Source organism: Fibrobacter sp. UWP2 (genome assembly GCF_900141705.1).
Lineage (GTDB): Bacteria > Fibrobacterota > Fibrobacteria > Fibrobacterales > Fibrobacteraceae > Fibrobacter.
The window spans coordinates 219,342-243,110 of record NZ_FQYM01000001.1; the positions used below are offsets into that span (position 1 = coordinate 219,342).

At 56.2% G+C, this 23,769-nt stretch carries 24 protein-coding genes and 1 other RNA gene; 12 read left to right on the forward strand and 13 right to left on the reverse strand.

The genetic code is table 11. The annotated features are described in order from the left end of the window. From map to BUB55_RS00985, 6 genes are all read left to right on the forward strand, one after another. Positions 1-762 carry a type I methionyl aminopeptidase gene (gene map / locus BUB55_RS00960; RefSeq protein WP_073187380.1) on the forward strand — a complete coding sequence of 254 codons (762 nt, stop codon included), beginning with the start codon at positions 1-3 and terminating at the stop codon, positions 760-762. A gap of 3 nt (positions 763-765) precedes the next feature. Further along, positions 766-1,101: a hypothetical protein gene (locus tag BUB55_RS00965; protein WP_073187381.1), complete on the forward strand. Its 336-nt coding sequence runs from the start codon at positions 766-768 to the stop codon at positions 1,099-1,101. Positions 1,102-1,177: 76 nt separating this feature from the next. Next, a complete protein-coding gene (locus tag BUB55_RS00970; RefSeq protein WP_073187383.1) occupies positions 1,178-1,798 on the forward strand; it encodes an EcsC family protein in 621 nt (206 codons plus the stop codon). Between the two features lie 120 nt (positions 1,799-1,918). Then, positions 1,919-4,048 carry an elongation factor G gene (gene fusA / locus BUB55_RS00975; protein ID WP_073187385.1) on the forward strand — a complete coding sequence of 710 codons (2,130 nt, stop codon included), beginning with the start codon at positions 1,919-1,921 and terminating at the stop codon, positions 4,046-4,048. A gap of 420 nt (positions 4,049-4,468) precedes the next feature. Next, positions 4,469-5,152 carry a hypothetical protein gene (locus BUB55_RS00980; RefSeq protein ID WP_143152825.1) on the forward strand — a complete coding sequence of 228 codons (684 nt, stop codon included), beginning with the start codon at positions 4,469-4,471 and terminating at the stop codon, positions 5,150-5,152. After that, positions 5,145-5,720, forward strand: a complete 576-nt coding sequence (locus BUB55_RS00985; RefSeq protein ID WP_073187388.1) for a hypothetical protein — start codon at positions 5,145-5,147, stop codon at positions 5,718-5,720. The genes BUB55_RS00980 and BUB55_RS00985 overlap by 8 nt, the downstream gene beginning before the upstream one ends. Here BUB55_RS00985 and mazG read toward each other — a convergent pair. Continuing rightward, on the reverse strand, positions 5,701-6,501 hold the full coding sequence (gene mazG / locus BUB55_RS00990) for a nucleoside triphosphate pyrophosphohydrolase (protein WP_073187390.1): 801 nt from the start codon (positions 6,499-6,501) through the stop codon (positions 5,701-5,703). The two genes, BUB55_RS00985 and mazG, sit on opposite strands and share 20 nt — an antisense overlap. Positions 6,502-6,504: 3 nt before the next feature. Here mazG and BUB55_RS00995 point away from each other — a divergent pair, with 3 nt between their 5' ends. The 3 genes from BUB55_RS00995 to BUB55_RS14140 all read left to right on the forward strand — a co-directional run bounded on the left by BUB55_RS00995 (position 6,505) and on the right by BUB55_RS14140 (position 8,037). Continuing rightward, on the forward strand, positions 6,505-7,392 hold the full coding sequence (locus BUB55_RS00995; protein WP_073187392.1) for a DNA-processing protein DprA: 888 nt from the start codon (positions 6,505-6,507) through the stop codon (positions 7,390-7,392). Continuing rightward, positions 7,392-7,673 carry an FtsB family cell division protein gene (locus BUB55_RS01000; RefSeq protein WP_073187394.1) on the forward strand — a complete coding sequence of 94 codons (282 nt, stop codon included), beginning with the start codon at positions 7,392-7,394 and terminating at the stop codon, positions 7,671-7,673. Before BUB55_RS00995 ends, BUB55_RS01000 begins: the two co-directional genes overlap by 1 nt. Before the next feature lie 205 nt (positions 7,674-7,878). After that, entirely contained in the window at positions 7,879-8,037 is a 159-nt protein-coding gene (locus tag BUB55_RS14140; protein WP_159431906.1) for a hypothetical protein, read from the forward strand. A gap of 37 nt (positions 8,038-8,074) precedes the next feature. Here BUB55_RS14140 and BUB55_RS01005 read toward each other — a convergent pair whose 3' ends face one another. The 7 genes from BUB55_RS01005 to rpsF form a co-directional block, all read right to left on the reverse strand. Further along, on the reverse strand, positions 8,075-11,131 hold the full coding sequence (locus BUB55_RS01005) for an efflux RND transporter permease subunit (protein WP_073187395.1): 3,057 nt from the start codon (positions 11,129-11,131) through the stop codon (positions 8,075-8,077). 6 nt (positions 11,132-11,137) lie between these two features. Further along, positions 11,138-12,232, reverse strand: a complete 1,095-nt coding sequence (locus tag BUB55_RS01010; RefSeq protein ID WP_073187397.1) for an efflux RND transporter periplasmic adaptor subunit — start codon at positions 12,230-12,232, stop codon at positions 11,138-11,140. 56 nt (positions 12,233-12,288) lie between these two features. Then, positions 12,289-12,999, reverse strand: coding sequence for a hypothetical protein (locus BUB55_RS01015; protein WP_073187399.1), 711 nt, complete (start codon positions 12,997-12,999; stop codon positions 12,289-12,291). Positions 13,000-13,010: 11 nt separating this feature from the next. After that, complete coding sequence (locus tag BUB55_RS01020) at positions 13,011-14,441, reverse strand: DUF5683 domain-containing protein (RefSeq protein WP_073187400.1); 1,431 nt, start codon at positions 14,439-14,441, stop codon at positions 13,011-13,013. A 128-nt stretch (positions 14,442-14,569) separates the two neighbouring features. Continuing rightward, complete coding sequence (gene rplI, locus BUB55_RS01025) at positions 14,570-15,016, reverse strand: 50S ribosomal protein L9 (protein WP_073187402.1); 447 nt, start codon at positions 15,014-15,016, stop codon at positions 14,570-14,572. Between the two features lie 14 nt (positions 15,017-15,030). Then, positions 15,031-15,282: a 30S ribosomal protein S18 gene (rpsR, locus tag BUB55_RS01030; protein ID WP_073187404.1), complete on the reverse strand. Its 252-nt coding sequence runs from the start codon at positions 15,280-15,282 to the stop codon at positions 15,031-15,033. Further along, on the reverse strand, positions 15,282-15,653 hold the full coding sequence (gene rpsF, locus BUB55_RS01035; RefSeq protein ID WP_073187406.1) for a 30S ribosomal protein S6: 372 nt from the start codon (positions 15,651-15,653) through the stop codon (positions 15,282-15,284). Before rpsF ends, rpsR begins: the two co-directional genes overlap by 1 nt. Before the next feature lie 137 nt (positions 15,654-15,790). Here rpsF and BUB55_RS01040 point away from each other — a divergent pair, with 137 nt between their 5' ends. Continuing rightward, a complete protein-coding gene (locus BUB55_RS01040; RefSeq protein ID WP_073187408.1) occupies positions 15,791-16,801 on the forward strand; it encodes an MlaD family protein in 1,011 nt (336 codons plus the stop codon). Continuing rightward, on the forward strand, positions 16,770-18,908 hold the full coding sequence (locus tag BUB55_RS01045) for an ATP-dependent DNA helicase RecG (protein ID WP_234971744.1): 2,139 nt from the start codon (positions 16,770-16,772) through the stop codon (positions 18,906-18,908). The genes BUB55_RS01040 and BUB55_RS01045 overlap by 32 nt, the downstream gene beginning before the upstream one ends. A gap of 43 nt (positions 18,909-18,951) precedes the next feature. Here BUB55_RS01045 and BUB55_RS01050 read toward each other — a convergent pair whose 3' ends face one another. Together BUB55_RS01050 and BUB55_RS01055 are read right to left on the reverse strand one after the other, a co-directional pair. Next, on the reverse strand, positions 18,952-19,239 hold the full coding sequence (locus BUB55_RS01050) for a hypothetical protein (protein ID WP_234971745.1): 288 nt from the start codon (positions 19,237-19,239) through the stop codon (positions 18,952-18,954). A 63-nt stretch (positions 19,240-19,302) separates the two neighbouring features. Further along, positions 19,303-21,006 carry a BamA/TamA family outer membrane protein gene (locus BUB55_RS01055; RefSeq protein ID WP_143152826.1) on the reverse strand — a complete coding sequence of 568 codons (1,704 nt, stop codon included), beginning with the start codon at positions 21,004-21,006 and terminating at the stop codon, positions 19,303-19,305. A gap of 88 nt (positions 21,007-21,094) precedes the next feature. On the opposite strand from BUB55_RS01055, the gene rnpB reads away from it, so the two are divergent. Further along, an RNA gene (rnpB, locus tag BUB55_RS01060) (RNase P RNA component class A) lies at positions 21,095-21,465 on the forward strand. Positions 21,466-21,615: 150 nt separating this feature from the next. Here the strand turns inward: rnpB and BUB55_RS01065 are convergent. The 3 genes from BUB55_RS01065 to BUB55_RS01075 are packed head-to-tail and all read right to left on the reverse strand — an operon-like array spanning position 21,616 to position 23,704. Beyond that, positions 21,616-22,941, reverse strand: coding sequence for a hemolysin family protein (locus tag BUB55_RS01065; protein ID WP_073187414.1), 1,326 nt, complete (start codon positions 22,939-22,941; stop codon positions 21,616-21,618). Beyond that, positions 22,941-23,414, reverse strand: a complete 474-nt coding sequence (gene ybeY / locus BUB55_RS01070) for an rRNA maturation RNase YbeY (protein ID WP_083596804.1) — start codon at positions 23,412-23,414, stop codon at positions 22,941-22,943. Before ybeY ends, BUB55_RS01065 begins: the two co-directional genes overlap by 1 nt. After that, positions 23,414-23,704, reverse strand: a complete 291-nt coding sequence (locus tag BUB55_RS01075) for a hypothetical protein (RefSeq protein ID WP_073187416.1) — start codon at positions 23,702-23,704, stop codon at positions 23,414-23,416. The genes ybeY and BUB55_RS01075 overlap by 1 nt, the downstream gene beginning before the upstream one ends. Positions 23,705-23,769: the final 65 nt, after the last annotated feature.

Below are 23,769 nucleotides of genomic sequence, written 5' to 3' on the forward strand. Positions count from 1 at the left end.
ATGGCCAAGATCAAAGTTAAGACCGCAAAGGAAATCGAACACATCCGCGATGCAGGGGCACTCGTCGCCGAGACGCTCATCAGGGCGGGCGAAATGTGCAAGCCAGGCGTTTGCACCCTGGAAATTGACGAATTCATTGGCGACTTCACCCGCAAGCACAAAGCCGTTTCCGCCTGCATGGGCTACCACGGCTACCCGCGCTACGCCTGCATCAGCATCAACGAAGTCGTGTGCCACGGCATCCCCGACGCCAAAACCATCCTCAAGGATGGCGACATCGTGAACATCGACATCACAAGCATCTTGAACGGCTACCACGGAGACGCCTCCATGATGTTCTGCGTAGGCAAGGTTTCAAGCATCGCCCGCGAGCTCGTGGACACCGCCAAGTTCTGCATGGAAGAAGGCATCCGCGCCGCCGGCGAGCGTGGTGCCCGCTGGAACGACATCGGAAACGTCATCCAGGACATTGCCGACGAACACGGCTTTAGCGTGGTCGAGGACTACTGCGGTCACGGCATCGGCACGGGCTTCCACGAGGAACCCACCGTACTCCATTGCCGCAACAACTACCTCACCAAGTTCATCGAAGTCGGCAACGTGTTCACCGTCGAGCCGATGATCAACGTCGGACGCCCCGGCACCAAAACGCTTAGCGACGGCTGGACCGCAGTGACCCGCGACGGCAGCTTGAGCGCCCAGTGGGAACACACCGTCGCAAAGACCAAGGATGGCATCGAAATCCTCACCCTCCCGAGGTAGATTGTGTCCCTGCTAGGCAAAGCCCGCGACAAGGCCGTCGAGGCCATTATCCGCAAGAACGAATTCGTAAAGCGGTTCGGCGACATCCAGAGCCTGTCCATCAATTCGGACCAGGGCTACGCCGACGTCGTCGTCCTGCTACACGGCGAAAAGGAACCCATCACCTTCCGCGGTTACTACTCCTTCAATGACATGGACAAGGACACCGAGCTCTGCTTCACAAGCATCAGCTGCGGACGCCGCTGGATTGACGACCTCCTCTCGTATTGGCTGGAGGGGCATACCCTGAGCTACACGATCCCGGGGCTTGCGGGCGGGCTCGCGAAAATTTTCTTCTAAAGCTTATTTTGGGAGGCGCTTTATTTAAAGCACTTTTTTGTATATATTATGGATGTCGTGTTAATGGAGGCGTTTTATGGCACAGGAATCCAAGACAGTGGCTTTTCTCAAGGAACAGGCATCGGACCTTTTGTTCGACTTGTTGACCGACATTCCCGACTCGCTCCATACCCCGGACCCCGACCCGACCGCCAAGTCCAAAAAACTTATGCATAAGGCTGCCGCCGAGGCCGCCACTGTGAGCGGGACGCTCTCGATTCCCGCCGGAATCACCGGAATCATCGCCGCGATCCCCGACATTGCCGCCGTGTGGAAAATCCAGGCGCAACTCGTTTCCGACATCGCCGCTACCTACGGAAAACTAGCCCTTCTCAGCCGCGAGGCCATGGTTTGGTGCCTGTTCCGCCACAGTGCGGCATCACTCTTGCGCGACCTCGCCGTCCGCACCGGGAGCCGCATCGTGGTCGAGAGGCTCTCGTCCACGGCATTCAAGGCGCTCGTCAAAAAAATAGGCGTCAAGATATCTTCCAAGTTCTTGGGCAAAACGGCGGTCCGTCTCATCCCCATCCTGGGGGCCATTGGCAACGGCGCCTACACGTACTACGACACGATGGAGGTGGGAAAAACCGCTGCCGCCTACTTCAAGGCGCTCGCCGATACCGACACCCCTATTCCCATAGAAAAGGAAGAAAACTAGGTTTTCGGCATTTAAGCCCCAAAAAACCCTAATAGAGGCTCACTCCCTTGTGAGCCCCTTTATTTTTTTCTACATTTGCGCCCAAACTTACAAACATCAACTCCATTAGTGGAATAAAATATGAAAAACATAGAAAAGCACAGAAATATTGGTATTTCTGCCCACATCGACTCCGGTAAGACTACCCTTACCGAACGTATCCTCTACTTCACAAAGCGTATCCACGCTATCCACGAAGTTCGTGGTAAAGACGGCGTCGGTGCCACGATGGACTCCATGGAACTTGAACGCGAACGCGGTATCACGATTCAGTCTGCCGCCACCTTCGCAAACTGGACCCACACCAAGAGCGGTGAACAGGACTCCATCAACATCATCGATACCCCGGGGCACGTGGACTTCACTATCGAAGTGGAACGTTCCCTCCGCGTGCTTGACGGTGCTATCCTGGTGCTCACGGGCGTCGAAGGTGTCCAGTCCCAGTCTATTACCGTTGACCGCCAGATGAAGCGCTACCATGTGCCGCGCGTCGTGTTCGTCAACAAGTGCGACCGCTCCGGTGCAAACCCGCTCCGCGTGGCCGTGATGCTCAAGGAAAAGCTCAACCACAAGCCCTGCGTGATGCAGATTCCTATAGGTCTCGAAGACCAACTGAAGGGCGTGGTCGACCTCGTCGAAATGAAGGCCTACTACTTCGAAGGCGCCAACGGCGACGACATGATCGAAAAGGAAATCCCGGCCGAACTCGTCGACCAGGCTAACGAATACCGTGAAAAGCTGATTGACTGCTGCGCCGACTACAGCGACGAAATCATGGAAAAGGCCATGGAAGGCCAGTATGGTGTGGACGACATCGACAAGGCCCTCATCAAGAAGACCATCCGCGAAGCCACTATCCGCCTCGAAATCACCCCGGTGTTCATGGGTTCTGCCCACAAGAACATTGGCGTGCAGAAGCTCCTCGACGGTGTCATCGACTACCTCCCGTGCCCGACCGACGTTGAAAACAAGGCCCTCGACCTCGACAACAACGAAGCCGAAGTCGTTCTCAAGAGCGACGACAACGCACCGCTCGTCTGCTACGCGTTCAAGCTCGTGAACGACCGCTACGGCCAGCTCACCTACGTCCGCGTGTACCAGGGCACCCTCAAGAAGGGCGACATGATCACCAACATGGCCACCGGCAAGAAGGTGTCCGTGGGCCGTCTCGTGCGTATGCACGCCGACGAAATGGTGGATATCACCGAAGCCGGCGCCGGCGACATCGTTGCACTGTTCGGTATCGACTGTGCTTCCGGTACGACCTTCACCGACGGCAAGAACCACTACAACATGACCTCCATGCACGTGCCGAACCCCGTGATCGAGCTCGTGATCGAAGCCAAGAACCGTGACGACCTGGACAACATGTCCAAGGCCCTCAACCGCTTCACGAAGGAAGACCCGACCTTCCAGGTCGAAGTCAACAAGGAATCCGGCGAAACCATCATCAAGGGCATGGGCGAACTTCACCTCGACGTGTACATCGAACGTATGCGCCGCGAATACAAGGTGGACGTGCAGACCGGTGCTCCGCAGGTGGCCTACCGCGAAACCATTACCCGCGAAGCCAAGTTCGAATACACCCACAAGAAGCAGACCGGTGGTTCGGGTCAGTTCGCTAAGATGTCCGGCGTGATGCGCCCGATGCCTGTCGAAGGCGACTCCGAAAAGGTCTACAACTTCGTGAACTCCGTCGTCGGCGGCCGCATTCCTAAGGAATACATCCCGTCTTGCGACAAGGGCTTCCAGAGCTGCATGGAATCCGGTTCCTTGATTGGCTTCCCTGTCGTGGGTATCGAAATGGAAGTCCAGGACGGTGCGTTCCACCCTGTGGACTCCTCTGACATGGCGTTCCAGATTTGCGCCCGCATGGCTTTCCGTGAAGCTTACGCCAAGGCCGGTGCCCAGATTCTGGAACCGATCATGAAGGTCGAAATCCAGACCCCGACCGAATTCCAGGGCAACGTGGTCGGTAACGTCTCCCAGCGTCGTGGTTCCATCACTGGCACGAGCGAAGAACAGGGCATGACGACCATCACCGCCGAAGTCCCGCTTTCCGAAATGTTCGGTTATGCTACGGACCTCCGCTCCATGACCCAGGGTAAGGCCGAGTTCACCATGGAATTCTGCAAGTACTCTCCGGTGCCGCGCAACATCCAGGAAGAACTCATCAAGAAGTATGGCGACAAGGCTAATGCCCGCGCCTAAGACTTTCCTTTTGCTAGGAAACAGTCTACTAAGCTTAAAAAGGCCCGCTGAAAAGCGGGTCTTTTTTTAGGGCTTGCGGCTTTGTCCTACCCTGCCTTAGCCCGAACGGTTGTGTAAAACAAAAACCAGCCGACCCCTATGGTCAGCTGGTTTTTGGAATAGAAGGAGCGCCACTCATCGATCCTACCCCGCGGTTCGATCCGGCATCCCTTCTCCAGAACCAGGATTGATGTGTGGCACTAGATATAAAATACCGATTTTTTCGCCCTGCGGCGAAACTTTTTGCAAAACCACTATTCCACCCTAGCGCGTTCCAAATTAGAATAAAGCCCCTATTCCAAAATGGAGCACTTCTTTTTTACAGACAAACTTTTTTATATTCTGCGTGACGGCGTCCCGCCGTGGGGAAAAAGGAAGAACATGATTTTTAAACTTAAAGCGTCACTCCTGCTATCGGCACTTCTACTCACCGGCTGCGGACCGCTTTTCACCACGGACGAATGCGACGAGGTCTATCACCCGATATACAAACTTGCCGACTGCCAGAAATCCACCAAAGTCTTCAAGAAGGGGACAACAACACACTACGAGCATTCCGAAGGGTTCGAATTCGACCTGACCGTGAGCCAGGATTCTACCTTCATGGACGGCTGGGACGACTTTTGCGTGGTGGCAAAGGAAGAGGACCGCACAGTACTCCTCACGTCCACCTACCCCATCATGAGCGTCGAAGTAAACTTCTATGGCGGCATTAGCGTCAGCGAGGAGGAAAACAAGAAAAACCTTGTCATAAGCCACAGCATGCCGATGCACATAAGCTACGGAAACACAGGCTTCCTTGTCGAACTTGATTCCACCGGAACTCCGGAAGAAATGGGAATAGAAGGAACGGTCAGAATGCTCGATACAATCACCTTCAACGGAGTGACTTACGACAGCGTTTTCGCCATCATGGACATGGCTCACTACGACGCTCTCAACTACAATGAAAAAATTGAAAGCGACACCGCGTTTCTCTACTTTTCCAAGACTGCGGGAATTCTGAGACTTGAAACCACCGACGGGACATCTTTCACCATCAAGGAAGGGGGCGACAATGAATAAGTTTTCGACAGCCGTATCGCTTGCCGAACTCACCTTGACACTCTCTTCGTGCGGGATGTTTGGAGATGACCCCTATGTCGGAGGCGATTTTGCAAAGCTGGTGCAAAAAGAGCAGGAATGGAGCGACACCGTCAAGGTCGTCGACAGCTGGGGCATCGAGGACTCCTACGACGAACGCATTTACAGCCACAAGCCCGAAAACTTCTATTTCGAAGCATCCGGCAGCATCAACGAAATCAATATCGATATGCGTGTCGAATGCGACGAAGATGGCGGCAAGATGACCGTTTCGTGTCTCAGGTATCGCCGCGACGGCATTTGGCACTACGGTCCGGACATCGTATTCAGCGATCTTGACGGAAACAAGATGACAAGCAGCGACGGCTATACCGTGCGCATGCTGGATTCGCTTACCGTGGGCAAGAAGACGTACAAGGATGTTCTGGAATTCGATGCCACCGGCGCCGAAGAGAACTCGTGCAACTTCGACAAGTTCTATGTCGCCGCACAGGACGGGCTACTGCGCATAGACTTGCAGGACACCATTACTATCGAGCGGAAGCCTTAGCCTCTTTCCAGAGCTTTTGGAGGCCCTCGAGCCCCACGTCGCGCATTTCGCGGCCGGATTCTCGGACGCGCGACTCCACCACGCGGAAGCGCTTTTCGAACTTGGAGTTGGCTCGCTGGAGGGCGGTATTCGCGTTTATGCCGCACTGGAGTGCCACGTTCACGAGACTGAACATGATGTCGCCGAATTCGTCCTCGAGGCGGTCAGCGTTCTTGTTTTGCGGGGTGACCGCTTGCATTTCGGTGCGAAATTCATTAAATTCTTCTTGAGCCTTCTCAAATACAGGCTCCGAGCGATCCCAGTTGAAGCCGACCTTGGCTGCCCTGCGGATAATGTCTTGGGCCCGGGCGAGCGTCGGCATGCTTCTGCTTACTTTATCCATAGCAGAGCAGCCCGCAGTTTTTAGATTGTTCTTTTCAGAGGCCTTGATGCGTTCCCAGCGTCTGCTGACGTCGGCGGCGGTATCCACCTTGGCATCCCCGAACACGTGCGGGTGCCTGCGAATCATTTTTTCGCAAATGCCCTGCACCACATCGTCGATGTCAAAATCGCCCTGTTCCTTGCACACCTGCGCATGGAACACGACCTGCAGTAGCACGTCGCCCAATTCTTCGCACATGTGCGGCTTGTCGCCGTCCTGTGCCGCATCAATAAACTCACTACTCTCTTCTACCAGGTACGGCAAGAGTGAACGCGTATCTTGTTCTCGGTCCCAGGGGCAGCCATCGGGTGCACGCAAGCGGGCCAGTATATCGACCAAATCATTAAAGGAATACTTCATACCATGAAAGATAGAAAGTACACAACCGTTGCTACCGAGAACTATCCGCTTTTGCTAGGCTCCTCCCGTTACAAACCAAGGCAGCTCTTTGCCGTAGGTACACTCCCCGCAAGCACGTGCGTCGGCATCGCCATGGTCGGCACGCGCAGGCCGGGCGCCAGTGCGCAGGAACTCTGCCGACGCCTGGTGCGCTCGCTCAAAGGCACGCAAGCCGTTGTGGTGTCGGGACTTGCGCAGGGAATCGACAGCTATTGCCACGAAGCCGCCCTAGAGGAGGGACTCCCGACCATCGCCGTACTCGCCCAGGGCCTGGACGCCCCCATCGAGGGGAGCCGCGGGTTGCTCGCCAAGCGCATCGTCGAGGCGGGCGGAGCCCTCGTGAGCGAGTACGAAGGCGACTTCGAAAGTCGCAAGGGGACGTTCGTAAGGCGGAACCGCCTTATATCGGGGCTTTGCCAGGCGACCGTCGTGGTGCAGAGCAAAGCCCAGGGCGGAGCGCTCATTACCGCCGACCTGTGCCTCAAGGAGCAAAAAACGCTCTACGCCATCCCGGGGGACTACGACAGCGAAGTCGCCGCGGGTCCCAACAGCCTTTTGGATCGGGGGCTCGCCAAGCCCGTTTTTACTCCCGAGAGCCTGAGCCAGGTGCTCGGGCTCCCCAAGCAGGGCGGTTTGAGCCTCGAGGAACTGGACGCCACCGGATGCCACCTGAGCCCCGAGGCGACCGTTTTATTCAAGAAGGTCAACGGTTTCCGCAAAACTTTTACAGAGCTGCAGTCAGAATTTGACTTTAACACGAACGCGCTTTTAACTATATTAACAGAGCTCGAGATTGCGGGACTTGTCCACACCGAAGACAACTACCAATTCCATTTTAACGGAGCGGCATAATGCACAAGAAAATCTACATCGTCATCATAGCGATACTGTTCTTGCTCGCCAGTATGGTAGCGAACCTCATCTTCGGGCAAAGCAGCCTCCCCCGCCAGCAGAAAGTCAAAGACGAAATCGCCCAATACCAGGCGCAAATCGAATCCCTGCAGGCCGTCATCGAGGGCCACAAGCAAGAAATCGATCGCCTTCAAAACGACTCCCTGTACAAGGAAAAAATCCTGCGCACACGCTACGGCATGAGCAAGGATGGCGAAAAAGTCTACCAAATGGTCAAATAAAGCCGGTTTTCATGAACTGGGGGATGTCCACATTTATTTCGAAAAATGTGGACATTTACAAACATTAACGTTAACAAAAATTATCGTTTATTTAAAAATACAGACAAAAATGCAGACAAATAATACAAATTAAGATATATTTAGGTGTACAAGGGTTAGATTAGGCAGAACAAAAGCTTCTATAAATAGAAGGGATTTTTGGGATATGACTGCAACTTTAATCACCTTGATGGACCTGGCGCAACATGGCGCTCTGAGCACCACACTGTATTCGCTAAAGCACCTGCTCGCCTATGCGATGGAGCTCGAAGTGACTCCACACGCCGTGCAGATCGCGAACGCCGTGGCCGCCACCACCGTTTAACCAAACTTTCTTGATTTTTTAAAGACGACGCCTTGGCTTACGCCATTTTGGAGGCGTCGTTTGTCGTTACCTCGACCTTGCCGGCAAAGAAGCTGTAGGCGGCAGGCACAATGAAGAGCGTCATGAACGTCGCGAACGTAAGACCGCCTGCAATGGCAATGCCCATGGCGACGCGGCTCGGGGTGCCGGTGACAATCAGCGGCACCGCGCCCAACACTGTCGAAAGGCTCGTCATTAAAATTGGGCGGAAACGGCGTTCCGCCGCCATCCGAGCCGCCTCGAGCTTGCTACAGCCCCGGCTCGCCGCAATCTGGTTTGCAAATTCCACAATCAGGATGCCGTTCTTTGTCACGAGCGCGATAAGCAATATGAGCGCAATCTCGCTGAAGATGTTGAGAGTCTGGCCGGTAACGAACAGACAAACGAGAGCCCCTGCCAAGGCAAGCGGAACCGTAAAAAATATCACAAAGGGTGCACGGAAACTTTCGAACTGCCCTGCAAGTACCAGGAACACAAGCGCAAGCGCAAGCAGGAACACGATGTAGAGTCCGCTCGAGCTCTCTTCGAATTCCTTAGAGGAGCCACTCAAGGTGGTGCTCACGTTCGGGTAGTCCTTCAGGAGGTCCTTCGCGATGCGGCGCATTTCCTCGACACCGTCGCCAATCGTTTTGCCGGGCACAAGCCCCGCCTGGATGGTGGCCGCACTGAAACGGTTGTATCGCGGGAGCGACGGCGACGCGGACCTTTCGGAATAGGTGATGAAGTTGTCGAGACTCACTAGCTCGCCCTTGCCGTTTTTCACCGTGAGCATGGAAATATTCTCGGGCGTACTGCGATACTCGTAGCCTACCGCACCAATGATGTCGTACTGGCGGCCGTCCTTGTAGAACTCCCCGTAAGTCTGGTCGCTAATGGCAAGCTGCACCGCCTGGGCGATGTCGTTCACCGAGACGCCTTCCTCGTTGGCCTTGTCGCGGAGAATCTCGATGTGGAGTTCCGGCTTGGTAAAACGCAGGTTCGTGTTCACGACGCTAAAGATGGGGCTTTTGCCCGCTGCCTCCTCGAACTTGGGCACGAGCGTGCGGAGAATCTCGATATTCGGCGCCTGCAACACGAACTGCACCGGGAGGCCGCCGCGCTGCGTGCTGATGCTCTGCGGTTCAAAAACCATTACGCGCAAATCGGGATATTCGTTGCCAAGCACCTGAATACTGCGGGCAATTTCGCTCTGCGGGCGGCGTGCATCCTTGTCGTCGTTCAGGAATATGCGCATTCTGGAGTTGCCCGCATTCCACGCGCCCGCCTGGATTTCGGTGTACTCGTTAGAATCCATGAGCGCGATAACTTCTTCGGCAAAGGCATCGGCCATGCGCTTGGTGCGCGAGAGCGTCACGCCTTCGGGCATGTTCAGGTTCACCATGACCGCATTGGAGTCTTCCGTCGGGGCCATTTCGCTGCTCATGTTGTTGAAGCAGAAATAGGCTGTCAAAAGGAGCCCCGCCACCACCGGGAACAGCAGCAAGCGGAACTTGAGGAATGCGCCCAGCAGCACCGAGTAGATGCGATTAAGCCCATCGAAGAAGGGTTCCGTGAGCCTGAAGAACGCGCCCTTCTTTTGGTTTTTCAAAAACTTGGAGCAAAGCATCGGAGAAAGAGTGAGGGCGCAGAGTGTCGAGAGGAACACGGTACCGATCATCACTGCGACGAACTCGCGGAACAAGAGCCCAGTAGTCCCGCCAAGCGCAAGCACCGGAACAAAGACCGCCATCAATACGACCGAAGTCGCAATCACCGCAAAAAAGATTTCGTTGGTGCCTGCGATGGCCGCCTGCTTGGAACTCATGCCGGATTCAATCTTGTGATAAATGTTCTCAACAATCACGATGGCGTCGTCGACCACAAGGCCAATCGCAAGGACCATCGCAAGTAGCGTGAGCACGTTGATACTGAACCCGCACAAGTAAAGCACAAAAAAGCTACCCGTAACAGAAACCGGCACCACCACCATGGGGATAAGCGTCGTACGCCCTTGGCGGAGAAACGCAAAGATAATCGCAATCACAAGCAAGAACGCGATAAAGATGGTCTCCACCACTTCCTTGATGGAAGCTCGAATATTGATGGAGGTGTCGCGGCCGTAAAGGACTTCGACGCCTTCGGGGATTTCACGGCGAATATCCTCTACGCGTTTATAGAACTCGTTGGCGATTTCCACATGGTTACTACCCGGTTGCGCCATCAGGGCAAGTGTGATGGAGTTCTTGCCGTTACGGCGGAACCCGGTACGCGTATCTTTCGGTTCGTAATGGATATCCGCCACGTCCGAGATGCGGATGACGGTACCGTCGGCGGCGGTCTTTACAGCGATGTCCGCAAACGCACTAGGGTCGAGAATGCGGCCCAGTGTGCGGATGGAAAGTGTCGTCTCGCTGCCCTCGATAGAACCGGAGGGCAGTTCCAGGTTGCCGCGCTTGAGCGCCGCCGACATCTCGGCACCCGAAACGCCAAGTGCCTGCAGGCGCACCGGGTCAATCCACAGGCGCACCGTCGGGCGCTTCTCGCCCCAGATGGCGACTTCCGACACACCGTTGATGGTCTGAAGGCGCTCCTTTACAAAGTTGTTCGCGATTTCCGAAACTTCCATCGGGTCGAGCTTGTCGCTCACGAGGCTCACCATCAAAATCGGGTCGTTATCGCTATCAGACTTGTAGACCGTCGGCTCATCGACATCGTCGGGGAGCCTGCGGCGCACACGGCTCACGCGGTCACGGATTTCGTTTGCCGCAGCCTCCAGATCCATGCCCGTCTCGAATTCGATGTTGATGAACGAGAACCCGTCACGGCTCGTGGAGGTGAGCGCCTTGATTCCCGAAGCGCTGTTGATGGACGCTTCCAAAATTTCGGTGACTTCGGCCTCCACCACGGCGGCGTTAGCGCCGGGGTACGAGGTACGCACCTGGATAAGCGGGTAATCTACGTTGGGGTATTCGCGCACGCCAAGATTCGTTGCCCCGAAAAAACCGAGCAGCAGAATGACGAGCGCCATCACGGTCATGAGCACCGGGCGGCGGACAGAAAGGTTCGCAACACTCATCCGGGGTTACTCCACCTCATAATTGACACTATGGCGGATTTCACGCACGCGCACGGCGGAGCCTTCGCGCAGGCTGATAAGGCCGGAGGTGATCACGGAGTCGCCCTCATCAAGGCCTGCGGTCACGTTTACCGCGATGGGTGTCCTGAGCCCGGTCTCGACACGCTTGACCGTCGCCTTGCCGCCCTTGACCACAAACACATAGGCGCCGTCCTTGTCGAGCGTGAGCGCTTCCGAGGGAACGCTCATGACGGGAACACTGTGCTGCGTAAGCGGGACAGTCACCTTGGCGAAGCCACCTGCCAAAAGTTCCCCCTTGGCGTTGTCGACCTCGACCATGATCTGGCGGGTACGACTGCTCTCCGAGATGGTGGCGTCGAGCGCCTTGACCTTGCCATCCTTTTTGAAATTGCGTTCCTGGTCCAAAACTTCGACAGCATCGCCCACCTTGACCGCAGAGGCAAAACGCTGCGGCAACGCAAAAACCGCCTTGAGCCGGTTCACTTCGCTGAGTTCAGCCACCCTGGCGCCCGCCGTGAGCCATGCGCCCACAGAAACGTCGACAAAGCCGAGCTTGCCTCCAAACGGAGCGCGGACCTCGGTCTTCTCGATTTGCGCCTTGATGAGTTCCGTGTTCGCCTGCGCCGACTGCAAACTCGCCTCGGCGGCTTCCAAGTCCTCCTTGGTGGCGCCATCTTTTTCAAAAAGGTTCTTAGTGCGGTTGTAACGCTGTTCCGCCAGCGCCTTGTTGGACTCCGCCTGCTTGAGCTGGGCCCTGAGTTCGGAATCGTCAATCTTTGCAAGGAGCGAGCCCTTCTGCACCTGGGCGCCGTCCTTCGCCGAAAGTTTTACCAGGCGACCCGATGTAGCCGCTGAGAGGGCGACACTGTTCATGGGCACCAAAGTCGCCATGGTCTGGTATTCCCGTGCCTGTTCGCTCAACGTGGCTATATAAACTTCAACGGCGACTTCGCGAGCGCCGCGTCCGCCTGGGCCCTTGCCCCCAGGTCCGTCCTTGGGAGCCTTGGAGCCGCCTTCATCGCCACCCGAACAGGCGACCACGAAACAAGCACATAAAAAAGCAAATAAAAAGTATTTCATACAAATTGGTGGTTCAATGCACCATTTAGATGTCTTATGGGCAGCAAAGGTTGCCATTAAAATTTCACATTCACATTGAGCCCGCTGCCGTCTTCGTAAAATTCGGGCAAAAACTCAATATTTTCGCTAAAGGACTTGCTTGAGGTCTTGCGGTAGACGCGCACCGCATCCAAAATCGAGACTACGCGGTTCAAAATCAAAGCGCCCACTGAAGCCTGGAACACTATGCGGCTTATGCGGTAATGACGCATGCGGCTCTGGAACTCGTCCATGTGCTCCGTCGTCTCGGGATTGTCGCTTGCGCCCCAGTCCCACTGGATACTCTCGTCGAACTCCTCGTCTATCTCCTTGCCCGAGCGGAGCATCGCCTGGTTGTAATCCTCGTCCATGTCGGGCGACGAGTTCTGCCCCGCAACGCCACTGCGGCTGCGGTAGTCGCCCACCGTGTTGAGCATCGACACGCTCTTGCTAGAACTGGTGAGGCCCGCATGACGCACCGCGTAACTGTGCGCCGAGGTGATGTAGCGCTCGCCTATGTAATAGGAACTCACCGCGGTGAGCCAAAGCCCAATGTCGGTCCACAAGAACGGACGCACCAGGCTCTTTTCGCCCAAATAGAGTTCGCCCATACCCGGCAAAAGCGCCGAGGCGCCTATCGCCAAAAATACGTTCTTGTCCTTGTTTTTGCTGACGCTCTCGTCAACCGAAATCACCACCTGCGAAAAAGCGGCGACCGCAGTCAAAAGTATGGCGAGAATAAAGCGCATCCAAACCCCGGCTAGAATCCTATACGTGCCTGAGCACCCACGTCAAAGCCGTCGGTAAAGCTCATGTAGCTGTCAAAATGCAAGCGGTCGTACCACGAGAGCTCCTCGGAATAGAGCGACTTGTTGTGGGAATGCGCAGTAAACGCGGCGTCCACGGCAGAAATCAGGTGGTTCAAGATGATACCGCCAAAGAACCACGCCTGCATGTCGGCGTAGTCGTTCGCCTTGCCGCGCATGTCGCGGTATTCTTCCTGACGGCTCGACTTGCCCAGGGGAACGGTCCCATTCTCGGGAGAATCCGTCTGCAGTTCCAGGTTCAATACCACTTCCTCGTCGGTCACGTCGTCCCAGCCCAGCACGTAGGCGTCGTCGGCAATCTGCTGGTAAATCGTGGAAACGTCATACACGTCCTTCAGGGCGTCAATTTCCTCGCCCAACGGCTTTTGGTCGCTGAACTTGTTCAAGTGGTTCTTGTCGTCCTGGAAGAGCTGACCCTTGACGTAGCAGCCGTAGCTGTTGGCCGTGCCGTAGAGGGCCTCGCAGAATCCCTCGCGGGAGCTCATGTAGCGGTTTTCAAAACGGGACTCCTCGGTCTCGTCGGCGAGCTGCTTGTAAATGTTGCGCATCTTGACTTCGTACTGGCCAATGGAGTAATGGCTCTTAGCAAACTTCTTGTACTTGTCGACCTGGTCGTTGTACTTGTGTACCGAGAAGTAGTACCAGCTGCCCCACAGGGCTGCTTCCAATGCCAGATAGACGCCGCCACGCACATAGGTGAACGTGGAGCCGCCCGTATAGAGCTGCCCGCTGCCCGGAATCACAAGGGACATGAACATCGCCTTGCGCGGGCTCTTGTACTTGCCCTTCATCTCGTCGATGCCATGCACCTTGGAAACCTTGACCGGGCCGAGCAAATCGCGACGGCTCATGCTACTGGAGGAAGGCGCTTCTGCGACGACCGAGGAAGTGGAAAGGGCGGCAAGCGAATCGCGCTTTTTGGCCTCTTCAATCGCAGCATTGATAGCGGCTTGTTTCTGGGCCGCATAATCTACGACCGCCGAATCGGCTGTCGATGCCGAATCAACCACAGCGGAATCGGCAGCTGCAGAATCTGCCGGAGCGACCGGGCCGCGGTCGGCGGGCGCCTCGATGGAACTGGAAGAGAGCTCGGCAGAACTGCTCGCAGGGGCCTCAACGGAACTGGAAGAACTGACAGCTACGGAACTACTCAACACGGCGACGCTCGAAGAACTGGCGGCAACACTGGAGGAGCTCGCAGGGGCAACCACGGCGCTGGACGCCGGAACCACGGCGGAACTCGCCGGGGCCTCCTGGGCGGCGACTTCTTCCTCGAATTCAGCAAAGAGGTCCCGGGGCTGGGCAAAAGCACCCTGGGCCAAGACGAGACCCACAAACAAAGGTAAAAGAGCAAACTTGCGCATATAGCCATAAAATAGAAAAATGAGCTATAAAAAAAGAACCGCCCCCCATAGGGAGCGGTCCAAAAGTTCCGGCGTCAGCGAGAATTACTTTTGGTGCTGCGCACCATCCGTAGCTGCACCTCGGTTTGCTACTTCTCGGCAACAACCCAAACCTTGACCTGTGCTTCAACGTCGCCAAAGACCTTGACAGTCACGGTGTAGACACCGAGCTGCTTGATGGGTTCAGCGAGGTCGATCTGAGCACGGGAAACCTTGACACCGGCCTTCGTGATGGCGTCAGCGATGTCAGCAGCGGTCACAGAACCGTACAGACGTTCGCCTTCCACGACACGGCGTTCGAGGTTCACAGAAACCTGGGCGAGCTTGGCAGCCACATCGCCGGCAGCGGCGAGTTCCTTCTGGAACTGAGCTTCGAGAGCAGCGCGGTTGGTTTCGATCTGAAGCTTGGCTTCTTTGGTTGCACGGACAGCGAGCTTGCGCGGGAAGAGGTAGTTACGGGCATAGCCGTCCTTAACCTTCACGACGTCGAGCATCTTGCCCAAGTGGGGAACATTGGCCTTAAGAATAATTTCCATAGTCTAGTTCCTCCTTAGCGCATGCTGTCCGAAACGAACGGGAGAATAGCCATCTGACGAGCACGCTTGATGGCCTCGTTCAGCATACGCTGATACTTGGCGCTCGTGCCGGAGATACGGCGCGGAATGATCTTGCCGCGTTCAGAGATAAAGCGACGGAGAGTCTTCTCGTCCTTGTAGTCAATGAACTTGACATTGTTTTCCGTGAACCAGCAAGTCTTCTTGCGGCGAATACGCGGAGCCTGTTTCTTGTCTTCAAAAGCCATTATTCAGCCTCCCCTTCTTCTGCGTCGACCGGGATGATTTCCTCGGTAGACTGAGCCATGTCCTTGTTGTAGACGATTTCGCTCATCGGATAATCCGCGAGGGTCATCCAGCGGAGGGCGTTCTCGTTCAGCTTGAGGGCAGCTTCCATGTTAGCCACCACAGAGGCTTCGGCCTTGTAGTAGAAAATCACATAGTAGCCGTGCTGGCGCTTGTTGATGGAATAGGCGAGCTTGCGCTTGCCCCAGTCGTCGCGACGGAGAATTTCACCGCCGCCGTTGGTGATCATGGCACCGATGTTCTCGACTTCAGCGTTGATGGCGTCGTCAGAGATCATAGCGTCGATGATAACCATCGTTTCGTATTGTCTCATAATGAGTCCCTTTGGTCTATCGCCCGAGAACCGACATTGGCCCCGGGAGGGTTCCGATTAAAATCGGTAACGGCAAATATAGCAAAAATTTCAGTTGAACCAAGGGTGGCGGTCGGGAATTAGTTAAATTGTGGAACATGAAAATATCGGACCGGGCCTTGGGCTATTTATCGTTTTTGGCGCTCATTTGCATAATTGCGGGCGTCTCTTACGGCATGTACCGGGCCCACCACGAGGTCACCCCCATAGCCCTGGTCGACTTTGACGAACTCGGCACCCTGCAGCCCGAGGACGTGGTCGTGGTCCGCGGCTACAAGGTCGGCACCATCGGTTCCGTCACCTGGCTCGGCGACCGCGCCCGCGTGCAAATCAAGTTCGACGAACCGCTCGTCATCCGCGAGGGCACGCAGTTTCACAACATCAACTACGCCCTCATGGGGCAGCGACGCCTTGAGATCATCCCCTCAAAAACCGGTAAAGTCCTCCCCGAGGACTTTGTCCATACCGGATATTTCGAGCCGGGAATCGCCGAGGCCCTCCGCTACATGGAGTCCGTCAACGAGCAAATCACCTACGTGCGCGAGGCCGTGATGCTCATCGCAAACGGGGACTCCACGCACGAGTCCGCCAAGGAGAAGTACGAGAACATCATGGCGGCAGTCGAGGGCATCCTCGAGAACGCCGACAAGAACATTAGCCGCCTTCAGCCCAAAATCAAGCAGGTCCTTACGCAGATCAACGACGCGAGCAACACGCTCATCGACGTGACGCACCAGGCCGACACCGCCGTCAAGACCGCGGCAGAAACCGTCAACGAGAAGCTCGCCCAGGCCGACAGCATCGTCAAGATCCTCTCGGAGGGCACCGCCAAGGCAAGCCAGACCATCGCCGAAATTGAGAGCAACCCGACCCTGAGCAAGCTCATGAACTCCAACGAGGCCGTCGAGAAGATCGAGGACTTCATCAAGAAGGTGAACACCCTGGTGGCGGCCATCGATACCAAGGGAATCAAGATTTACGACGAGAACGGGAACCAAGTCAAACTCGTCACCTGGAAGAACATCAACCTGATTGGCGACAAGGCCCGCGACAAGGCGAAGGAACGCGCCGAGAAGGGTGAAAGCCTACCTGGCTCGGAACCCGAGTAATATGGACATCTCGCAGCTTCCCGGGCTCGGTCCCAAGCGCATGGAGGCCCTCCGCAAGGCGGGGCTCTGTTCCTTTGCCGACCTGCTGTACAATATCCCCCGCACCTACCTGGACCAGACCAAAGTCACGCCCATAGGCAACTGCCGCGTGGGCGAAAAGGTCGTGCTCATCGGGACCATCAAGCGGGCGGGCGTGGTACGCGGGAGGCGTTCGCGGTTCATGGCGACCCTCACCGACGGCACGGGCGAAATTCAGCTCCTGTTTTTCCAGGGGACCAGCTGGTGGGCGCGCCGCGTCAAGAACGACACACGCTGGCTCGTGACGGGCCAGGTGGGTGACTACCGCGGGCTCCAGATGACGCACCCCGACATGCAGCCCTTTGACGACGACGAGGAATTCAGCGGCTGCATCCAGCCCGTGTACCCCATTAGCGAGGCATGCCGCGAAGCCCGGATGGAACAGAAGTTCTTCCGCGGCCTCTACAAGACGATTTTCAAGTTCCCGGACCTCACCCTCCCGGGACTCTGCCCCAAGGAACTCACCGACTACCTGCACTTTGCGCCCGTAATGGAGAACCTGCGCACGCTGCACCAGCCCAAGGACTTCCCGAGCATTTACCGCGCCAAGCGCGAAATGAAGGTGCTGGAGCTTTTGCCCTTTTGCCTGCGCATGGTCAAGCGCCGCGAAAACCAGAAGCAGCGCGGGCACGAGCGACAGATTGACCTCGGTACCGTGATGGCTGCCCGGGCGAGCCTCCCCTTCGAGCTCACCCGCGGGCAGGAGGTGGCCCTCGGCACCATCGTCGAGGGGCTCAACGGCAAAAAACAGTTCCATGCGCTTTTGCAGGGCGACGTGGGCTGCGGCAAAACCGTGGTCGCGATGCTTGCGATGATGGCAGTGTGCGGCGGTAACGGCGCCGGCAACGGGATGCGCGAGCAATGCGCCATGATGGTGCCGACCGACATTTTGGCGCGGCAGCACTACAAGTCGCTCAAACCCTTTTTTGACGCCGCAGGTCTCAATGTCCGCCTCCTGGTGGGGGCTACCCCCGCCGCCGAGAAGAAGGTTATTCTAGGCGAACTCCAGATGGGGCTATGCAACGTGGTCATCGGGACGCACGCCCTCTTTAGCAAGGACGTGTGCTTTGCAAAGCTCGGGCTTGTCATCATCGACGAACAGCATCGCTTTGGCGTGGGTCAGCGCGAGGCGCTGCTCGCCAAGGGCGACTACCCCGACATGCTGGTGATGAGCGCGACGCCGATTCCGCGAAGCCTCGCCATGACGCTCTATGGGGACTTGAAAGTCATCAGCATCAAGGAAAAGCCCGCGGGGCGCAAGCCTATCCGTACCCGCCTCGTCCCGGCGGAAAAACGCGACGACATGAAGAAGTTTATCTGCAACGAAGCTGCCCGCGGCAACCTATGCTACTGGATTGCTAGCCGCGTGGGGGCCGACGACGAGGGCGGCGCCCGGAGCGTGGACGAGATTGTTGAGGAACTGCGGGCGTTCATCAAAAGCAAAGCGGGCTCAAACGGCACGGGAAACGTCGCCGATTTAAAAGTCGCGGGAGTTCACGGGCAGATGGCCGAAGCGGAGCGCGATGAAATCATCGCGCAGTTCGCGGCGGGCAAAATCCAGATTCTCGTGGCGACGACCGTCATCGAGGTGGGCGTGAACGTGCCCGCCGCGAACCTGATGGTCATCGACCAGCCAGACCGTTTCGGCCTCGCGCAGTTGCACCAGCTGCGTGGCCGTGTAGGCCGCGGCGACGCCCAGGCATGGTGCTTTTTGATGATACCCGAAGGCGACGCCGCCGAAAGCAGCATGGAACGACTCTCGAAATTCTCCGTCACCGAAGACGGTTTTGAAATCGCGGAACTCGACCTGCAGACGCGCGGTGCGGGCAACCTCGAAGGCAACGAGCAGAGCGGCGCCTGGGTGTTCCGCTGGTTCGACTGGATTGCCGACCAGGAACTCATCAGCCAAACGCTCGAAACTGCAGACCACATTCTAAAAGACGCTTCGGCATTCGACGAAAGAGCCCGCGAAAAGATACAGGCCTGGTACGACGAAAAGCCCGTCGTCAATGCAGACGGCGTACACTAATCCTGCAAAGAAAAGCGGACTTTCACACCCGCTTAACAATAGTTTAAAGAAGATTCGTGAATGTCCCGACAACGAGCGCGAGCAGTACCACGTTCAAGAAAAACATCGCGCGGCGCACAATCAAGAAGAATACAGCCTGCCAATGCAATACGTGGTCCGTCGGGTCCACCAGTTCCTTGAACGCCAAAAAGATGTTGATGCATCCGGTAAGGACCATCATCAAGGCCCCCGGGAAATATCCTTCTCCCCAGACCATCGCAGTCACAACGGCACCGCCGATTATCGCCAGCAAGCCGATGACGATTTCGACGCGGAGGAACATATTCTTCATTTGGCGCGCCCTGGCACGTCTCGCTTCGCGTTTATCCGGCTCGTTTGTCATGATGGGCTCCTGCTACAGTGAATACGTCGTCGTGATGGAAAAATGCGGTTCGTGCTTGCGCGCCCCGTTCATCGGGAAACTCACGTCCACCTTGTTCACCAGACGGCTGATGGACTTGGTCTGCACAAAGCGTGCGCCCAGGCCAAGCACGTAAATCAAGTCTTCGCGGTTGATGTCCATCAGGTCCCACGCGGTCTCGCCCACGCTCGCGAAGCCGACAAACACGGGCACCAGCGTGAGTATTTCGAAATCCGGGAACCAGCGCTGTTCGACATTGCCGTACACGCGCGCCTGGCCAGTATAGAACCCGGTCGGGAATCCGGCAAAGCCCTCCGAGCCGCCCAGCGAAAGCTGGTAACCGTACCGCACGTCGTCAAAGACGTCGACCTGGCCCTTGACCACCGTAGAAAGCATGTTGCTCGGGTGGAAGATGTATTCGCCAAACACCTTCCCGAAAAAGTCCCTGCGCTCGCCGTGATCCAGGTAGAAGTACGTCTGCGTCGAGAGGTTCAAGTGGTGGTGGCGACGCCCCAGGTAAAGGTTCGTCCAGAAGTCGAGACGGATGTCGTTGTCGGCGGCACCGAGCTGCTCGTAGTTCTTGGAAACCTGCGCCTTGAGTTTCCAGCCCTTGTCCACGTCCTCGGTCCACTTCGCGTTGTGGTAGTTCCTGATTTTCTCGTAACGGAGGTTCGAATATTCGACATAGGCGCCCACGCGGGAATCCTTGCGTTCCGGGAGCCACTCGTTCCAGGCGGAAGCGGAATCGATGGCATACGCGCTTTCGCCGTCGGTAAACAGGTAGCGGAAAAGCTTGCCTTCGCGCGCCGTAGTCCTCCGGTAGTCATACGTTCCCGCCACATAGAACTTGCGCTGCGTCCCGCCAAAAGAACGCCCGAGATGGAAGGAGAGCGAGTCGTCGATAAAGTCCTCGACCTTCATGAGTTCGACGGTCTTGTCGCCGTTATATTCCTGCAGGTTCAGGGAATCAAGCGGCTTGTCGGTAGAATAGGAGGCCGCTCCCGGAGGCATGTCGCCGCTCCCGTAAAAGTAGGCGAAGCGCTGGTTCTTGAGGCCGGCAATCGTATACGCCCACTGGTTCACGCTACGGCTCAGGAACGGGCGGTACATCTTCCAGCTCGCGAGGTAGCCGTCGGTGTTATAGCTGTACAGGAAGTCCAAGTGGTTGTAGCGCAGCAAGAAGTGCGGGGCGCCGTATTCCACCTGCCACATGTCGCGGAACTCGTCGTGGCCGAAGTAGAAGCCCAGCAGTTGCCCCAGCCCGAGGAAGTTGCTTTCCTGCACGCCGATTCCCCAGTTCAGGTTGTCGTACGTCCACTCGCTTCCCGAAAAGCCGAAGCTGACCGGGACCGTCAAGGTCCAGTTGTCGCTCGTGTGCACGTTCGCGATGTTCTTGCCGCTATCCTGCACCACGGTAATGCTCGCGTCGCTCAAAAAGCGCTGGTCGCGCAAAAAGCGTTCCGATTCGAGCATCAGGTCGAGGTTCACGTAGTCGCCCTCGTTGAACAGGAGCAGCTTGCGGACGGTATGCTCGCGGGTCTCGATATGCACCCAGTTCAAAAAGTCGTAGGCCAGCTTGTCGTAGCGGGTATGCACACGGGAGTCGTCGAACACATCCCCGATGTCGTAGCGGATTTCATCTACACGGAACACGGCCGAGGAATCAGTTTCTTGAGCCGTTGCAGCAGAAAAAAGCAAAAAAAGACAAATTAACACGTAAAAAGGCACGGTCACAATATAGCAATAACTCTTCCCCCCACGTGCCTTTTTTACTACATTTGGAGCCGGGTAGCGGATGGCCGCCGGCGAAAGCTGGAGGAAAGTCCGGGCACCACAGGGCAGGATGCTGGATAACGTCCAGGCGCGGAAACGCGACAGACAGTGCAACAGAAAGCAAACCGCCAGGTTCGGGCGCAAGCCTGGGCAAGGTAAGGGTGAAACGGCGAGGTAAGAGCTCACCGCGTTCCTGGTGACAGGGACGGCACGGTAAACCTCATCCGGTGCAAGACCAAGCAGGAATCCGTCCGCAAGGACCGGCTGCGGCCCGCGGCTGTTGGATATCCGGGTAGGTCGCTTGAGGCGGTCGGTAACGATTCGTCCAGAGAGATGGTCATCGCCCCGCAAGGGGCACAGAACCCGGCTTATAACTACCCTAAAATGAAGGCTTCCTCTAACAGAGGAAGCCTTCTCCATAAGACCGCAAAATCCATTCGCTGGCAATCTCACCTCCGGTAAGGATTTTGCTCTCGCCACCACGACTCGTTAATACGAGGCGCTTATTGCTCACATAAGAACGCTAAAACGCAATTAAACCTTCTGGAAGGCGCCGGTCTTCGTGGCGTTTTTGCCCGGAGGGAGGATCATCATCACCTTCTCCATGCGGGTGCCGTCCATCTTGAGCACGCGGAAGGTGTAGCCCTCAATCTTGACTTCGGCGCCGGGAGCGGGAATCACGCCAAGCGTAGCCTGAATCAGCCCCGAGAGCGTTTCCACATGGGAATTCTCAGGAGCCTCGAGCTCTACGCCCAACTCATCTTCCAAATCCGAGAGCGTCATGAGCGGGTCCAGAATGTAGCGCCCGTCCTTGAGCTTTTGCACGTCGTCCTCTTCGTCCAAGTCGTCCTCGTCGCGAATCTCGCCCACGATTTCTTCCAAGATGTCCTCTAGGGTCACGAGGCCAGCCGTGCCGCCGTACTCGTCTACCACAATGGCGAGCTGGTTGCCCGTTTTGCGGAGTTCGGTGAGCAGGTCATCGATCTTTTTGTGGTAGGGCACAAACACCGGCGGCATCACGAGCTTCATGATGTCAAAAGGTTCGTCGCGGTGCTCGGTGTACCACTCCAAAAAGTCTCGGTTCGAAAGGATGCCAACAATGTTGTCCATGGTCTCTTTGTAGACCGGCAAGCGGGAGTGGCGTTCGTTGTTCAGCACCTGCACCAGGTCGTCGAGCGATGTCTCCACATCGATGGCGCACATGTCCACACGGGGGGTCATGATTTCGCGCACCGGCGTTTCCACAAAATCGAAGATGTTCAAAATCATCTGCTGCTCTTCTTTCTCGAGGCCCTCTTCCCCGCCGTCCCTGACGTCAGAGAGGTCGGCCTGCACGGCGTCACGCATTTCCTCGGGCAAAAAGCTCAGCTTGGAATCGTAGCCGAACCACTTGAGAATCTTGACAAAAATCACGTGGCAAATCTTGGCAGCGGGCACAAAGGGCAAGCGAACCAAGCTGAACAGCGGCACAAGAATTACAGACAAAGTATCTGGCTTGAGATTCGCGATGAGGTACGGGAAGAATACCGTCAAAATGTAAAGCACGGCGCAGGCCACAATGAGGTAGGCTGCCACCGAAAGGTACGGGTACGTGTGCACCCAATCCCACGTGGAATTGCTCAGCACAAAAAAGCCGAGCACGCCCGCGCTCACGTTGCCAAAAATACGGCCAATCGAGACGCACTCGTTAAAGCCCTGCCACCGCACGAGGGCGGCAATTTTCTCTTCGCGGGGAGTGCGGTCCTTGTCTTCGCGCTTGCCGTAAATAAGGCTAAAGGCGCACTTTGTGGCCGAGAACAAGGCGGAGGTCAAAACAAAGACGCAAAGGAAAACGACCGCCAAAATTTCGGAAGTTTCCATCAGTCCTTCTCCTTGTAGGGGTCAAGGTTCAGGAACTCGCACTCGCGTGCGCGCATCACCTTGCGGTCGGCCGCCTTGATGTGGTCGTAACCCGAGAGGTGCAAAAGACCATGTACAATCACGCGTTTGAGTTCGGCAAAAAAGGTGTTGCCGTACTGCGGGGCCTGGCGTTTGACCTGGTCGCGCGCAATGTAGATTTCGCCGAGCATCGTCTCTTCGCCAGGGAAATCCTCGTGCCATTCAAAAGAGAGTACGTCTGTCACCTTGTCGAGCCTGCGGTAGCTCTTGTTCATCTCGCGCACAAACTCGTCGCTGCAAAGGACGATGTTGACGTTATCCTCTGTGCCCTCCTCCTTGAGGAGCTTGCGAGCCATCGTTTCGAACTTGTCCTTCCAAGGGAAAGCCTTGATGTCCCCCTCGCAAAGGAATTCAATCTTATATTTCTTCTTTTTTCTACTAGCAGGGTCTGCCATTAAATATTATACCACTTCTTTAGATTTTCGATAATCGCTTCGGCCTGGGCCTTTCCGCTAATGTTAAACTTGCTGCGGGCCTTGAAGGCGCCGGCGACTTTTTGATAACGGCGAAGGTACACCTTCGGCTCGCCAAATTCGCCCGTCTTTTGGTTCTTTTCCTGGCAAAGAAACATCATGGTCTGCCAGGCGCCCTTGGTCAGGACAGCCTTGTCCAGCTCCTTGATAATCTGATCGCCCGTCTCCATATCGTTCATTTCAACGGTAGGCTCTTCAACTTCCATACTCATAATGGACCTCTGTAATAAAAAAGACAATTTTGCACCCTAAAAGATACATTTTTATCACAATATTA

Excerpts from the sequence above, each read along its gene's own strand:
- map (WP_073187380.1), top strand. The coding sequence starts at position 1 with ATGGCCAAGATCAAAGTTAAGACCGCAAAGGAAATCGAACACATCCGC.
- BUB55_RS00970 (WP_073187383.1), top strand. The coding sequence starts at position 1,178 with ATGGCACAGGAATCCAAGACAGTGGCTTTTCTCAAGGAACAGGCATCG.
- fusA (WP_073187385.1), top strand. The coding sequence starts at position 1,919 with ATGAAAAACATAGAAAAGCACAGAAATATTGGTATTTCTGCCCACATC.
- BUB55_RS00980 (WP_143152825.1), top strand. The coding sequence starts at position 4,469 with ATGATTTTTAAACTTAAAGCGTCACTCCTGCTATCGGCACTTCTACTC.
- BUB55_RS00985 (WP_073187388.1), top strand. The coding sequence starts at position 5,145 with ATGAATAAGTTTTCGACAGCCGTATCGCTTGCCGAACTCACCTTGACA.
- mazG (WP_073187390.1), bottom strand. The coding sequence starts at position 6,501 with ATGAAGTATTCCTTTAATGATTTGGTCGATATACTGGCCCGCTTGCGT.
- BUB55_RS00995 (WP_073187392.1), top strand. The coding sequence starts at position 6,505 with ATGAAAGATAGAAAGTACACAACCGTTGCTACCGAGAACTATCCGCTT.
- BUB55_RS01000 (WP_073187394.1), top strand. The coding sequence starts at position 7,392 with ATGCACAAGAAAATCTACATCGTCATCATAGCGATACTGTTCTTGCTC.
- BUB55_RS14140 (WP_159431906.1), top strand. The coding sequence starts at position 7,879 with ATGACTGCAACTTTAATCACCTTGATGGACCTGGCGCAACATGGCGCT.
- BUB55_RS01005 (WP_073187395.1), bottom strand. The coding sequence starts at position 11,131 with ATGAGTGTTGCGAACCTTTCTGTCCGCCGCCCGGTGCTCATGACCGTG.
- BUB55_RS01010 (WP_073187397.1), bottom strand. The coding sequence starts at position 12,232 with ATGAAATACTTTTTATTTGCTTTTTTATGTGCTTGTTTCGTGGTCGCC.
- BUB55_RS01015 (WP_073187399.1), bottom strand. The coding sequence starts at position 12,999 with ATGCGCTTTATTCTCGCCATACTTTTGACTGCGGTCGCCGCTTTTTCG.
- BUB55_RS01020 (WP_073187400.1), bottom strand. The coding sequence starts at position 14,441 with ATGCGCAAGTTTGCTCTTTTACCTTTGTTTGTGGGTCTCGTCTTGGCC.
- rplI (WP_073187402.1), bottom strand. The coding sequence starts at position 15,016 with ATGGAAATTATTCTTAAGGCCAATGTTCCCCACTTGGGCAAGATGCTC.
- rpsR (WP_073187404.1), bottom strand. The coding sequence starts at position 15,282 with ATGGCTTTTGAAGACAAGAAACAGGCTCCGCGTATTCGCCGCAAGAAG.
- rpsF (WP_073187406.1), bottom strand. The coding sequence starts at position 15,653 with ATGAGACAATACGAAACGATGGTTATCATCGACGCTATGATCTCTGAC.
- BUB55_RS01040 (WP_073187408.1), top strand. The coding sequence starts at position 15,791 with ATGAAAATATCGGACCGGGCCTTGGGCTATTTATCGTTTTTGGCGCTC.
- BUB55_RS01050 (WP_234971745.1), bottom strand. The coding sequence starts at position 19,239 with ATGAAGAATATGTTCCTCCGCGTCGAAATCGTCATCGGCTTGCTGGCG.
- BUB55_RS01065 (WP_073187414.1), bottom strand. The coding sequence starts at position 22,941 with ATGGAAACTTCCGAAATTTTGGCGGTCGTTTTCCTTTGCGTCTTTGTT.
- ybeY (WP_083596804.1), bottom strand. The coding sequence starts at position 23,414 with ATGGCAGACCCTGCTAGTAGAAAAAAGAAGAAATATAAGATTGAATTC.
- BUB55_RS01075 (WP_073187416.1), bottom strand. The coding sequence starts at position 23,704 with ATGAGTATGGAAGTTGAAGAGCCTACCGTTGAAATGAACGATATGGAG.